General features: G+C 70.8%; 11 protein-coding genes. 4 read left to right on the top strand and 7 right to left on the bottom strand.

Annotated elements, in window-relative coordinates; translation table 11 throughout:
- Nucleotides 1–132: 132 nt before the first annotated feature.
- From EWH70_RS09700 to EWH70_RS09690, 3 genes are all read left to right on the top strand, one after another.
- Nucleotides 133–1,134, top strand: coding sequence for a polyprenyl synthetase family protein (locus EWH70_RS09700; RefSeq protein WP_130474958.1), 1,002 nt, complete (start codon nucleotides 133–135; stop codon nucleotides 1,132–1,134).
- 49 nt (nucleotides 1,135–1,183) lie between these two features.
- A complete protein-coding gene (locus EWH70_RS09695) occupies nucleotides 1,184–2,197 on the top strand; it encodes a sunset domain-containing protein (protein ID WP_130474957.1) in 1,014 nt (337 codons plus the stop codon).
- Between the two features lie 85 nt (nucleotides 2,198–2,282).
- Nucleotides 2,283–3,293: a PQQ-dependent sugar dehydrogenase gene (locus EWH70_RS09690; protein ID WP_130474956.1), complete on the top strand. Its 1,011-nt coding sequence runs from the start codon at nucleotides 2,283–2,285 to the stop codon at nucleotides 3,291–3,293.
- Here the strand turns inward: EWH70_RS09690 and EWH70_RS09685 are convergent.
- The 3 genes from EWH70_RS09685 to EWH70_RS09675 all read right to left on the bottom strand — a co-directional run bounded on the left by EWH70_RS09685 (nucleotide 3,290) and on the right by EWH70_RS09675 (nucleotide 6,908).
- The gene (locus EWH70_RS09685) at nucleotides 3,290–4,354 is read right to left on the bottom strand and encodes a 2-oxoacid:ferredoxin oxidoreductase subunit beta (protein WP_130474955.1); all 1,065 of its coding nucleotides are present in this window, start codon (nucleotides 4,352–4,354) and stop codon (nucleotides 3,290–3,292) included. The two genes, EWH70_RS09690 and EWH70_RS09685, sit on opposite strands and share 4 nt — an antisense overlap.
- Nucleotides 4,351–6,261, bottom strand: a complete 1,911-nt coding sequence (locus EWH70_RS09680; RefSeq protein WP_130474954.1) for a 2-oxoacid:acceptor oxidoreductase subunit alpha — start codon at nucleotides 6,259–6,261, stop codon at nucleotides 4,351–4,353. Before EWH70_RS09680 ends, EWH70_RS09685 begins: the two co-directional genes overlap by 4 nt.
- A 200-nt stretch (nucleotides 6,262–6,461) precedes the next feature.
- On the bottom strand, nucleotides 6,462–6,908 hold the full coding sequence (locus tag EWH70_RS09675; RefSeq protein WP_130474953.1) for an Lrp/AsnC family transcriptional regulator: 447 nt from the start codon (nucleotides 6,906–6,908) through the stop codon (nucleotides 6,462–6,464).
- Between the two features lie 74 nt (nucleotides 6,909–6,982).
- Between EWH70_RS09675 and ddaH the strand changes: the two genes are divergently transcribed.
- Nucleotides 6,983–7,831 (top strand): dimethylargininase, encoded by an 849-nt coding sequence (gene ddaH, locus EWH70_RS09670; protein ID WP_205669075.1) that lies wholly within the window; start codon nucleotides 6,983–6,985, stop codon nucleotides 7,829–7,831.
- A 3-nt stretch (nucleotides 7,832–7,834) separates the two neighbouring features.
- Here ddaH and EWH70_RS09665 read toward each other — a convergent pair whose 3' ends face one another.
- From EWH70_RS09665 to EWH70_RS09650, 4 genes are read right to left on the bottom strand one after another with little or no spacing between them, the layout of a single operon-like run.
- Nucleotides 7,835–9,226, bottom strand: coding sequence for an amidohydrolase family protein (locus EWH70_RS09665; RefSeq protein ID WP_130474952.1), 1,392 nt, complete (start codon nucleotides 9,224–9,226; stop codon nucleotides 7,835–7,837).
- 9 nt (nucleotides 9,227–9,235) lie between these two features.
- Nucleotides 9,236–10,522: a hypothetical protein gene (locus tag EWH70_RS09660; RefSeq protein ID WP_130474951.1), complete on the bottom strand. Its 1,287-nt coding sequence runs from the start codon at nucleotides 10,520–10,522 to the stop codon at nucleotides 9,236–9,238.
- The gene (locus EWH70_RS09655) at nucleotides 10,519–12,573 is read right to left on the bottom strand and encodes a glycosyltransferase (RefSeq protein ID WP_240686895.1); all 2,055 of its coding nucleotides are present in this window, start codon (nucleotides 12,571–12,573) and stop codon (nucleotides 10,519–10,521) included. Before EWH70_RS09655 ends, EWH70_RS09660 begins: the two co-directional genes overlap by 4 nt.
- Nucleotides 12,566–13,351 (bottom strand): WecB/TagA/CpsF family glycosyltransferase, encoded by a 786-nt coding sequence (locus EWH70_RS09650; protein WP_130474949.1) that lies wholly within the window; start codon nucleotides 13,349–13,351, stop codon nucleotides 12,566–12,568. The genes EWH70_RS09655 and EWH70_RS09650 overlap by 8 nt, the downstream gene beginning before the upstream one ends.
- Nucleotide 13,352 lies beyond the last annotated feature (1 nt).

The following is a 13,352-nucleotide window of genomic DNA, read 5'->3' as shown; positions in this document are numbered from 1 at the left end:
CGGTGTCGCCTTCGTCACCTTCGCCGGAGCTCAGCGGCCGGTCAGCGCCGGGATGGCAGCCATTAGGCTTGGGGTCAGAGGGACATCCGAGTGCGGAGAGGGCGGACCGACGTGGCAGTGCGTGAAGGTGCGATGGAGGACTTGCGCGCGGCCGTCGGCCTGCAGGTGGCCGACGAGCAGCTGCTCGGCGACCTCGCCACCGGGCTGAGCGACGTCGAGGACCTGCTCAGGCAGACCGTGCACAGCGACGTCAAGGCCGTCCACGACGCCGCGATTCACCTGGTCGAAGCCGGGGGCAAACGCTTTCGTCCGCTGTTCACCCTGCTCGCCGCGCAGTTCGGGAAGGGCAACAGCGAGCCGGTGATCACGGCTGCCGCCGCGGTCGAGCTGGTGCACCTGGCGACGCTCTACCACGACGACGTCATGGATGAGGCCACCATGCGGCGGGGGGCGGAGAGCGCCAACGCCCGGTGGGACAACACCATCGCCATCCTCACCGGCGACTTCCTGTTCGCCCACTCCTCGCGGCTGGTCGCCGACCTCGGCACCGACGCCGCGCGCATCATCGCGGAGACGTTCAGCGAGCTGGTCACCGGCCAGATGCGGGAGACCGTCGGCCCGGTCGACGGCGAGGACCCGGTCGAGCACTACCTTAGCGTCATCGCCCAGAAGACCGGCTCGCTGATCGCCACCGCGGGCCGCTTCGGGGGGATGCTGTCCGGCGCGCCGGCCGAGTACGTCGAGGCACTGCGCCGGTTCGGCGACATCATCGGCACGGCGTTCCAGATCTCCGACGACATCATCGACATCGCGTCCGCCTCCGACGAGCTCGGCAAGTCGCAGGGCACCGACCTCCGCGAGGGCGTGCGCACGCTGCCGATGCTGTACGCGCTCGCCGACGAGGGCACCGACCCGCGGCTGATCGAGCTGCTGTCCGGGCCGCCGCTCACCGACGACGCGCTGGTCAGGGAAGGTCTGGACCTGCTGCGGGCGTCGGCAGGGCTGCGGCAGGCCCAGGCCACCCTCGCCGACTACGCCCGCCGCGCCCGCGAGGAGCTGGCCGCGCTCCCGGCGACGCCGGCTCGGGACGCCTGCGAGTCGGTTGCCGACTACCTGGTGGCGCGCACCCGCTGACCTGCGATGATGGGCCTGTCTGCGCAGGGTCCGAAGGAGGGAAGCGGCAGTGTCCGTTTTCGGTCAGGTGTGGTTGTGGAGCGTCGCCGCGTTCGTCATCGGCGCGCTGCTGACCTGGGTGCTCTTGGTGCGCCCGGCCCAGTCGCGGGTCAAGCAGCTCGAACGCCAGCTCGCCGCGGTCGCGGCCCAGCAGCGGCCGGCGAGCCCGCCGCGGCATGAGCCGACGCGGGACTTCGCGCCGCCCCCGGCGCCGCCGACCCGCACCTTCGCACCCGTCGACCCGATCCCGGCCGAACCGCCCGCGCCGGAGCCGGAGCCGACCGGCTTCCACCACCGCGAGCCCGAGCCCGAGCCGCCACGCGTCGAGCCCGAACCCGAGCCGTCGCCGACCGGCTTCCACCGGTACGAGCCCGAACCCGAACCGCAGCCGTACTACTCGGACCTGACGCTGAGCCAGCCGGACCCCGAGCCCGAACCGGAACCCGAGCCCGAACGCGACACGACCTACCTGCCCGCCGAGCCCAGCGAGCCGGAGCCAGCCGCCACGACGAGCCTGTTCACGCCTGCGACGGAGGTCGAGGAGCCGCAGCCGTACCGCGAGGACGACACCCCGCCGGAGCCGGAACCCGAGTCGGCCGCCGAGGCCACCCAGATCCTGCCGAAGCGGCAGGCAGGCGAGTTCTCCATCGCGGGCGGGTTCGACCCGCCACAGCCCATCGAACCGTCGATGCGCACCGTCGAGCGGCGGGAGCCGTCCAACGGCCACAGCGGTTCCCTGTTCGAGCCGGCCGTCCAGCCGAACTCGGCGGAAGCGCCGCCACCGCCCCCCGCCCGCAGTTTCGACGACGACACCAGCTCGGTTCCGCCGGGGCCGTTCGGTCCCGGTTCGGCCATGCCGCTGCCCGGCGGTGGCAGGCCCGCCGACGACTTCGGCGTCAAGGCCAGCGTCACCGCACTCCGGTACTGCACCGAGGAATCCCCGCAGTTCCCGCGGATGGTCGCCGAGGTGTGGTTCCGCACGGCCGCCGACGCCGAGCGTGTCGGGTTCCGCCCGTTGACCTAGTACCACAGCCAGAAAGCGCTTACACTGAGCGCGGCTCGGACCGCCGCCCCGTTGCCGACTTCCGTAGTCGACGAATCGAGGGCAGATGAAGTCGCTTTCCCTGGCGCTGGCCGCGACATTCGCGTTGGTCCCCGCACCGGCGGACGCCACCACGGTCAGCACCGTCGCCAGTAAGATCGACGTCCCGTGGGCCGTCGCGTTCCTGCCGGACCGGACCGCACTGGTCACCGAACGCAACACCGGTCGCGTCCTCTCGGTGAAGGGCAGGACCGTCCGTGAGGTGGCGAAGATCCCCGGCGTGCAGGCCGGCGGGGAAGGCGGGCTGCTCGGCATCGCCGTGTCCCCGCGCTACACCGCCGACAGGTACGTCTTTGTCTACTACACGACGGAGCACGACAACCGCGTCGCGCGCCTGCGCATCGGCGGGGCACCGGAACCCGTGGTCACCGGCATTCCCGCGGGTGGTTACCAGATCGGCGGCCGGATCGCGTTCGGCCCGGACGGCCACCTCTACCTCGGCACCGGCGACGTCACCAACGGCGACGACGCGCAGAACCCGGCCTCGCTGGCAGGCAAGATCCTGCGCGTGACCACCGAGGGCAAACCCGCGCCGGGCAACCCGGTCCCGGGCTCGCCGGTGTACTCGCTCGGCCACCGCAACGTCCAGGGCTTCACCTGGGACGCCAAGGGCCGGATGTACGCCTCCGAACTCGGCCAGCAGGAGTTCGACGAGGTCAACCGCATCCTGCCGGGCCGCAACTACGGCTGGCCGGTCTGCGAGGGCAGGTGCGGCAACGCGAAGTTCACCGACCCGCTGGTGACCTGGACCGTCGACAAGGCGTCCCCGAGCGGAATGGCCTTCTACAGGAACAGTCTCTACGTCACCGCGCTGCGGGGCGAGCGGGTGTGGAAGGTGCCGGTCAAGTCCGACGGCACCCTCGGCAAGCCCGCGTCGGCGTTCACCGGCAACGGACGGCTCCGCGACGCCGTGGCCACGCCGGACGGCAAGCTGTGGCTGACCACGTCGAACCGCGACGGCAACGGCGCCGGGGAACCCGGCCCGAACGACGACCGGGTGCTCGCCACCTCGGGCTAGACGACCGTCCAGGTGTCCTTGCCGCGCAGCAGACCCGCCAGGTCGGGCGGGCGGTTCTCCACCGCCTGCTCGACCTGCGCGCGGGCCTGGTCGTCGTAGGTCGGCCGGGCCACCTGCCGCAGGATGCCGGTCGGCGTGTGGTTCAGGTGCTGGTCGCCCAGCCGGGACAGCGCGAACGCGTAGCTGGTGTCCGCGATCGACGGGTCGTGGACGACGAGGTTGTCGTCGCCGACCTCGCTGACCTTGGCGACCTCCAGGCCGCCCCAGCCGCTGCGGACCACACCGAACTCGCCCTCCGGGCCGAACCGGATCGGCTCGCCCGCGGTCAGCGGGATGATTCGCCGTGCCGCCTCGTCGGAGTCCTTGAGCACGTCGAACGCACCGTCGTTGAAGATCGGGCAGTTCTGGTAGATCTCCACCAGCGCCGACCCGCGGTGCTCGGCCGCGGCACGCAGCACCTCGGTGAGCCCCTTGCGGTCGGAGTCCAGCGCCCTGCCGACGAACGTGGCCTCGGCGCCGATCGCCAGCGACAGCGGGTTGAACGGGGTGTCGACCGAACCCATCGGGGTCGACTTGGTGACCATGCCCTGGTCGCTGGTGGGGGAGTACTGGCCCTTGGTCAGCCCGTAGATCCGGTTGTTGAACAGCAGGATCTTGAGGTTGACGTTGCGGCGCAGCGCGTGGATCAGGTGGTTGCCGCCGATGGACAACGCGTCGCCGTCGCCGGTCACGACCCACACGCTCAGGTCCGGCCGGGCCGTCGCCAGGCCGGTGGCGATGGCGGGGGCGCGGCCGTGGATCGAGTGCATCCCGTAGGTGTTGAGGTAGTACGGGAAGCGGGACGAGCAGCCGATTCCGGAGACGAAGACGATGTTCTCGCGCTTCAGCCCCAGCGACGGCAGGAACGCCTGGACGGCGTTGAGCACCACGTAGTCCCCGCAGCCGGGGCACCAGCGCACTTCCTGGTCGGACTTGTAGTCCTTGGCCTTCTGCGGCTCGTCGGTGGTCGGGACTCCGGCCAGTCCGCCGAGCGCGGGAAGTCCGAGGTCGGTGGCGGTCATCGGGCGTCGGCCCCCTTGATGATGTCGGTGAAAACGTCTTGCAGCTCTTCGGCCTTGAACGGCAGCCCGGCGACCTTGGTGTGGCTGTGCACGTCGACCAGGTAACGCGCCCGCAGGATCATCGCCAGCTGGCCCAGGTTCATTTCCGGCAGCACCACCGTGTCGTAGCTGCGCAGGATGTCGCCGAGGTTGGCGGGCAACGGGTTCAGGTGCCGCAGGTGTGCCTGCGCGATCGGCATGCCCAGCTTGCGGACCCGGCGGCACGCGGCGCCGATCGGGCCGTAGGACGAGCCCCAGCCCAGCGCCAGGACCCTCGCCCTGCCGCCGGACGGGTCGTCGACGACGAGGTCCGGCACGTCGATGCCGTCGATCTTCGCCTGCCGCAGCCGGACCATCTTGTCGTGGTTGTCGGGGTCGTAGGAGATGTGACCGGTGCCGTCGGCCTTCTCCAGCCCGCCGATGCGGTGCTGCAGGCCGGGCGTGCCGGGAACGGCCCACGCCCGCGCCAGGGTCTCGGGATCGCGGACGTAGGGCCAGAACTCGCCGGACCCGTCGGTGGAGTTGGGCTCGGAGGCGAACTCCACCCGCAGGTCGGGCAGGTCCTCGACGTCCGGGATCAGCCACGGCTCGGAGCCGTTGGCGATGGCGCCGTCGGACAGCAGCAGCACCGGCGTGCGGTAGGTCAGCGCGATGCGGGTCGCCTCCAGCGCGGCGTCGAAGCAGTCCGCCGGCGAGCACGGCGCGACGATCGGCACCGGGCTCTCGCCGTTGCGGCCGTACATCGCCTGCAGCAGGTCGGCCTGCTCGGTCTTGGTCGGCAGGCCGGTGGACGGTCCGCCCCGCTGCACGTCGATGACGACCAGTGGCAGCTCGGTCATCACGCCGAGGCCGATGGTCTCGGACTTCAGCGCGAGACCGGGACCGGAGGTCGACGTGACGCCGAGCGCGCCGCCGTAGGACGCGCCGAGCGCGGCGCCGATGCCGGCGATCTCGTCCTCGGCCTGGAACGTCGTGATGCCGAAGTTCTTGTGCTTGCTCAGCTCGTGCAGCACGTCCGACGCCGGGGTGATCGGGTACGTGCCGAGCAGCACCGGCAGCCCGGACCGCTGACCGGCCGCGACGATGCCGTAGGCGAGCGCGGTGTTGCCGGTGATCTGCCGGTAGGTGCCGGGTGCCAGCTTGGCCGGGGCGACCTCGAACGTCGTGGCGAACGACTCGGTGGTCTCGCCGTAGTTCCAGCCCGCGCGGAAGGCCAGGATGTTGGCCTCGGCGATGTCCGGCTTCTTGGCGAACTTCTCCCGCAGGAACCGCTCGGTGCCTTCGGTCGGCCGGTGGTACATCCACGACAGCAGCCCGAGCGCGAACATGTTCTTGCAGCGCTCGGCGTCCTTCTTGCCGAGGCCGGTGTCGGCGAGCGCGCCCTGGGTCAGGGTCGACATGGCGACTTCGTGGACCTGGAACGAGGCCAGCGAGTCGTCGGAGAGCGGGTCGGCGGCGTAGCCGACCTTCGTCAGGTTCCGCTTGGTGAACTCGTCGGTGTTGACGATGACCGTCCCGCCGGCGGGCACGTCGCCGAGGTTGGCCTTCAGCGCGGCGGGGTTCATCGCGACCAGCACGTCCGGCCGGTCGCCGGGGGTCAGGATGTCGTAGTCGGCGAAGTGCACCTGGAACGACGAGACGCCGGGGATGGTGCCCTGTGGTGCGCGGATCTCGGCGGGGAAGTTGGGCAGCGTGGCCAGGTCGTTGCCGAAGGCCGCGGCCTCGGAGGTGAACCGGTCACCGGTCAGCTGCATGCCGTCGCCGGAGTCGCCCGCGAAGCGGATGACCACTCGGTCCAGCTTGCTGATCTCGGTCGGGCGGGTCGCCGAGAGTGCGCCCGCACCGTTGCCGTTCGCGCTCGTGGTCATCGGTCAGGAATACCCTCTCTCGCGCTCTCACCGAGCATCAATACCTCCAGATTACTTGGTGTTTTTCCAGAGGACCGTGCGGTGTGATCCGACTTACCTGTAACCGATGGTAACAGTTAAGTTCAGGTCGCCCATCCACCCAGGGTGGCCCAAGCGGGCGCGGGATTTCCATCAATCCCACATGGCGCGCAAGTTTGAAGTCAGCCCGACGGGTTCGGTGGCCGTTCCAGCAGGCGGGACAACACGACCGTGGACACCGTGCGGTCCACCATCTCCAGCCCGCGCACCCTCTCCAGTGCGGTTTCCAGCTGGTGGATGTCGGCGGCACGCAGATGGACGATCGCGTCCGCCGCGCCGGTGACCGTGTAGGCCGCCACCACCTCGGGCAGCGGATCCAGGCGGGCGCGGATGCGGGCGGGCGCGATGTTGCCCCGGCAGTGCACCTCGACGAACGCCTCGGTACCCCAGCCGAGCGCGTCCGGGTCGACCACCGCGGTGAAGCCCTTGAGCACGCCCGTTTCCAGCAGCCGGTCCACGCGGCGCTTCACCGCGGGGGCGGACAGGCCGACGACCTTGCCGATCTCCGCATAGCTGGATCGCGCGTTGGCCACCAAACACGAAACGATCCGTTGGTCGATGGTGTTCACACGCAATGTTTAGCATGAACATGCGCAAGAAACAGAGATTGCTTGCGTAATGAGGCCGCCCTTACCTTTGCGTCATGACCGTTGTGGATCCGGCCCCCGTCCGAGTGCCGACGACCCGCCGCTACCTCATGTGCGAGCCGCGTCACTTCGCGGTCGAGTACGCCATCAACCCGTGGATGGACCCCACCAAGCCGGCGAGCGCCGAACGCGCCGTCGAGCAGTGGAAAAAGCTGCGCGACACCTACCGCAGCCTCGGCCACACCGTCGAGGAGATCGCTCCCGTTCCCGGCCTGCCGGACATGGTGTTCGCGGCCAACTCCGGCACCGTCGTCGACGGCCGGGTGCTCGGCTCGCGGTTCCGTGCGCCGCAGCGCGCCGCCGAGGCGGACCACTTCCGCCGCTGGTTCGTCGAGCACGGCTACCGCGACATCGTGATGCCCGCCCAGATCAACGAGGCCGAGGGCGACTTCGCCTGGACCGGCCAGGTGCTGCTGGCAGGCACCGGCTTCCGCACCGACCCGGCGGCACACGCCGAGGCGCAGGAGGTGCTCGGCGTCCCGGTCGTGTCGCTGCGGCTGACCGATCCGCGGTACTACCACCTGGACACCGCGTTGTTCGTGCTGGCCGAGGCGACGGAGAGCCGTCCCGCGCACATCGCCTACTACCCGGAGGCGTTCTCCGCGGGCTCGCGCCGGGTGCTGGCACGGCTGTTCCCGGACGCGGTGCTCGCGGACACGGCCGACGCCGAGTCCTTCGGCCTGAACGCGGTCTCCGACGGGCGCAACGTCGTGCTGCCGGTCGAGGCGACCGGCCTCGCCGACCGCCTCGCGGCCCACGGCTACGAGCCGGTGTTCGTCGACATCTCCGAGCTGCGCAAGGCGGGCGGCGGCCCGAAGTGCTGCACCCTCGAGATCCGTAAGTGAGGTTCAGCGCGGGAGAAGCTTGTGAATGCGGTCGGCGGCGGCTTGGGCATCGGCGATCACCCTGCCGGTGTCCACGCCGACCAGCCTGCCGTCCCGCTTCAGCGCCCGTCCCGCGACGAACACCCACTCGACATTGGCAGGCTGCGTGTTGAACACCAGCTGAGCCGCCCAGTCCACGCGCGGCGCGAAGTTGAGCGCCTGCGCGTTCACGACCTGGACGTCGGCCTGCTTGCCGGGAGTCAGTGACCCGACTCGCTGCTGCATGCCGAGTGCCTCGGCACCGCCGAGGGTGGCCATTCGCAGAACGTCGGTCGGCGTGGGGTATCGACCGGGGTCGTTCGATGTGGCCCGCTGCAGGCCGACCGCCGTGCGCATGTCGTTGAACATGTCGCTGGTGTCGTTGGTGCCGCCGTCCAGGCCCAGCCCGACCGGGATGCCGCGCCGGTGCATCTCGGCCAGCCTGATCACGCCGGACGCCAGCCGCATGTTGGACAACGGGTTGTGCGCCACCCGGGTGCCGTGTGCCGCCAGCTCGTCGAGTTCGGCGTCGGTCATGTGCACGGCGTGGTTGACCAGCAGGCCGGGCCGCAGCGCGCCCGCCCGGCGCAGCGCGTCCATCTGCCCGGTGGCCGGGTCGGCAGGCGATTCGTGCAGGTGGACGTTGAGCGCGACGCCCAGCTCGCGGGCCAGCTTCTCGCCCGCCTCCAGGCTGGGGTAGTTGCCGGTGGACGGGTGCGCGGCGACGTGCAGCGCGGCCAGCGGGTTGGGGTCGATCTCCTCGCGCTTGATCCGCCGGATCTCGTCCTGCACCGCCTGGCTGGTGGTCGCGTTGTAGGCCAGGACGAACCGCAGCCCGGACTCCTCCAGCGCCCGCAGGTCGCCGCGGCCGAAGTCGGCGTTGAAGGCGTGCGACCAGTCGGTGACCGTGGTGATGCCGGTGGAGATGACGTCCAGGCTGCCCAGCCGGGTGCCCGCGTAGCCGTCGGCCTCGGACACCGGCGAGCTGTACAGCGGCCGGACGCACCTGCCGAACCAGCCGTTCACGTCGTGCTGGGTGGCGCAGCCGCGGATCAGCGTCTGCCACAGGTGATTGTGCAGGTCGACGAACCCGGGCAGGACGATCCGGCCCCGCCCGTCGACGGTCCGCGCACCGGGCGCGGGCAGGTCACGGCCGACGGCGGCGATGCGGTCGCCGTCGATCAGGACGTCGGCGTCGGTGAGGTCACCGAGCGCGGGGTCCATGGTCAGCACCAGCGAGGCGTCGCGGATGACGACCTTGCCGGAGCCGGTGAAGTCCTCGGCAGCGGGCTGCCTGCCGAGGCCGACGAGCAGGGCCGCGCCCAGCAGGAGCGCCAGCGTCAGAGCGAAGACATGGGTGGATCGAAACCGTGCCACGAAAGGACATTAGCGGGGTATGCGGTACACGCGATAGCTGTGTTCCGCCGGGAAGTCGTCGGTGATCCGGCCGTCTCCCGCCGGCAGCGCGCGGTTCTCCCACAGCACCTCGGCGCGCTCGGCCGCCATGCCCGGCGGCAGCGTCAGCGTGTGCCGTCCCGGGGCGAGCCCGCGGCCGGGCATGGCGAACACGTAGTACGCGTCGCCGTGTGCCTTGAGCATGGTGTCCATGCCGGGCAGGAACGTGTGTGAGATCGACTGGGTGTTCAGCACCGGCGCCAGCTCGGTGATCCGCCGGTTCACCTCGGTCACCGCGGGCCGGATCCGCGCCCCGCAGGCGTCCCTGAGCACGTGCTGGCTGACGCACGGGCTGCCGAAGTTGTGGTTGAAGTAGATGACCCCGCGGGCCTCGTGGATCAGCGAGTTCATCACGGCGCCCGCCAGCTCGGCCGGCGCGATCTCGGTGTCGAACTTCTCGAACGGGAAACCGACCTCGACGAAGGCGTAGATGGGCTGCCGCTTGCCGTCCAGGCCGTCGAGGTGCCGGATGCGGTCGACGGTGAAGCCGTACGACGCGGCGGTGCGGCACACCGCGGCCGGCGTCTTCGACAGCTCGCACATGCCTTCGTCGGTGTACCAGTAGGTGTCCATCGAGGCGACGTCGGTGTAGTCGAGGAACCGGGCGGCCAGCGGCTCGGGGATGAAGAACTCCATGCCGAAACCGAAGTTCGCGTACCGCGCTCGGCCGTCGTCCGGCGGCAGCCGCTCGCGCAGCGTGCGCAGCACCGTGTACCCGCACAGCGCCGATTCGGGGATGCAGATCTGCCCCTGCCCGGGGGAGTTGCCGGTCCACGGTGCGTCGCCCTCGTGGGCCCAGAGGTCGACCTCGTCGGTGAGCAGCCAGCCGACGGTTTCCCTGCCGTACCCGGGCGGCTGGTGGCTGGGCACGGCGAACATGCCGTTGTCCCGGACCAGCTCGATCTTCGACGACGTGGTCAGCTCGAAGTAGGTGTTGAGCCCGGCGCCCTTGTCGAGGTCGACGTCGGCCTGCGAGGTCACCGCCTCGTACCAGACGCCGATCGGGAAGAAAGACGGATCGGTCCAGCCCGCGGCCGCCATGGCCGGGAACCGGGCGTAGTACCGCGGGCCGCCCTCCCAGGGCACGAGCGGCAGCGAGACCGGTGCGGCCGATGGCTCGCCGGAGCCGGAATCCTCGTACAGCACCAGGAACGTGACGAACGACAGCACGGCGGCCAGTGCGGCGGCGAGGACGTACCACGCCCGCCGCGGGGTCACCGGGTGTCCTCGCCGCGGGCCATGAGCTCCGCCGCACGGGAGTGCCACGAACTGCCCAGGACCGAGCGGCGGGCGAGCTCCGGAGTAGACGAGCCGCCCTCGGCGAGGCTGCGGCGGATCGCCGCGACGAACCCGGCCGCGTCCGTCGCCTCCCGTACGTGGTCGCGGTACTTCGCCAGCTCGGCGAACGGCGTGCTGACCACCGGGAGCCCGAGCGCAAGATATTCCTTGAGCTTGATCGGGTTCGAACGCCGAATCCATGGGCTGTCCAACCAGGGCATGATCGCCACGTCGAAGCCGGAACCGTACGCCGGAATCGTGGCGTAGGGCCGTGCCCCCAGCCAGTACACGTTCGGGTACTTGTCGAACCGGTCCATCGGCACCGTGGCGTCGCCGATCAGCACCAGCGAGACGTCCGGCAGCTCGGCGGCGACTCGCTCCAGCAGTTCGAAGTCGACGACGAAGTCGTCCAGCGCGCCGTAGAAGCCCACCCGGGGGCCGGGAATGGCGGCGAGGTCGGCGGGCAGCTCGTCGCGGCGCCGGAAGTGGCCGGTGTCGACGCCGTGGTCGAGGAAGTGAGCACGCTCGCCGGTCAGTGACTGTTCCTCGGCGAGCAGGGCCTCGCTGACGTAGAGGACGTGGTCGGCCTCGGTCAGCAGCCGGTTCTCCAGCCCGGCGATCGTCTCCCGGTCGGCCTCGGGGAAGTCGGAGTGCTTGTCCGAACGGTTGTAGATCAACGCCTGTCTGGGCATCGGCGCGACGACGTCCCACGCGGTCGGGATCGTTACTATGACGACCGGTCTACTGAGGCCGAGGAGCCGGGACACCACCCGGACCTGCGTCCGTACCAGCACGGCGTTGATCCGGCGCAGCACCGGCGAGCCGTAGAACGGCAACGGCAGCGGCGACATGACGTAGAACTCCGGGTACGGGCGCCGCACCAACTTCGCCACGCTGCGCAGCTTGCGCAGGATCCGGCCGGCGACCTGGGTGCTCCGGCCCGGGGCAGGCATCCGCATGCCGATGCTGTTGACGACCAGTACCCGGCGCTGCCCGGCGACCGCCCGCATCAGCTGGAAGTCCGAGTGCGCCCGGTTGTGGTACCACCAGTCCTGCGCGGCGAAGCACACGTAACCCGGCTGCCGCGGCTGTTCCGCCTGCTCCGGCCAGCGGCGCATGCGCAGCAGTTCGCGTAGTGCCGCGCGGTGTTTCGGGTCGCGGCGGCGGGCCACCGCCCGCAGCGACTCGTTGGCCACCACGCCCAGCCACATCGCGGCAGCGGCGAGCCGGCCCGCACGTTGCCGCCGCAGCCGTACCCGGTTCGCGGCCGACAACGCCCACAGCGTCGGCGACGTCGACTGCTCGCCGCCGAAGTGCGTGGCCGCCGCCCGCGGGTCGAAGCGGACGGCGAAGCCGTGGTCGCCCGCCCGCAGCATGTACTCGGTTTCCTCGGAGTAGAGGAAGTACCGCTCGTCCAACGTGCCGATGGCTTCCCGGCATCGCCACGACACCAGCCAGGCCGCCCCGGTCGCCCAGTCGGCCGTTCCCCGCGTGCTGTACCGCTCGTACCGCACGATCAGCTCACCGAGCAGCGGGATGCGGCCTGCTCGCGTGCCACCCAGCAGCGCCTCGCCGAACGCCCGCAGCGCCGTCGGTTCCCGGCGCAGCGAGTGCTGCGGCCTGCCGTCGCGGTCCAGCAGCAGCGGCACGGTGATGCCGGTGCCCGGCGTGGCCAGTGCGGCGCGCAGGGTCGACACGGCGCTGGCTTCCAGCCGGATGTCGGGGTTGAGCACCAGTACGTCGCGGCCCGGTGCCGCGGCGAACCCGGCGTTGACCCCGGCGGCGAAGCCGTCGTTGCTGCCCCGGGCGACGACGGTGGCATGTGGTGCGACCCGGGCGACCACGTCGAGGGTGTCGTCGCCGGATCCGTTGTCCACCACGATGATCCGGGCATCCGGGTCGTGTTCCAGCGCGACGGCGGTGGCCCGCAGGCAGTCGCCGACGACCTCGGCGCTGTTGTAGGTGACGATCACGACGGCGAGCTCAGCCACGACCCCACCTCCGCACCCGCGTGCACGCCGCGCCCGCCAGCAGCTGCAGTGCGAACGGCGCGTCATGGACGAGGTAGCGCCGTGCGAGCCGCCGGGGCTCCTGTGCCAGCCGGTGCAGCCATTCCGCACCCATCCGTTGCATCACCTCCGGTGCCCGGCGGAACTCGCCCGCTGCCATCGGGATCCCCGCCCCGCAGCCGACGTACCAGGCAGGTGGCCACAGCTGCCGTAACCGGCGGATGGTGTGTTCCTGCTTGGGAAAGCCGAGCGCGACCAGCACCAGGTCTGGCTCGGCGTCACGGACCTTGCGCAGCACGGGTTCCAGCGTGGCCGCGGTGTGCTGGAAGCCCAGCGGCGGCGAATCGGTACCGGCGATCCGCAGCCCGGGGTGCTGCTCGGCCAGCGCGGTGGCCGCGGCTTCCGGCACGCCCGGCTTGCCGCCGAGCAGGTAGACCGACCGTCCGGCGCGGGCGGCGGCACCGGACAGCGAGAACACCAGCGACGCGCCGGTCACCCGTTCCGGCACCGGTGTCCCGGCGAGTCTGGACGCCCAGACAAGCGGCATTCCGTCCGCCACAACGAGATCGGCGTTGCCGATCAACGCCGCGGCGCCGGCGTCGCGGCCCGCGGTACGCAGGATGTCGACGTTGGCCGTGACGATCCAGCCGCCGGTGCCGCGCCGCCATGCCGTGTCCACGTGCTCGACCAGTTCGCGTTCGCGCAGGGGCAGGACGTCGAGGACACCGATGCGGACAGCGGTGGAAGAATCGACATTCACA

Origin of the sequence: Amycolatopsis suaedae (assembly GCF_004214935.1) — a bacterium.
Classification (GTDB): Bacteria; Actinomycetota; Actinomycetes; order Mycobacteriales; family Pseudonocardiaceae; genus Amycolatopsis; species Amycolatopsis suaedae.
This window is presented reverse-complemented; position numbering and strand designations above follow the sequence as displayed.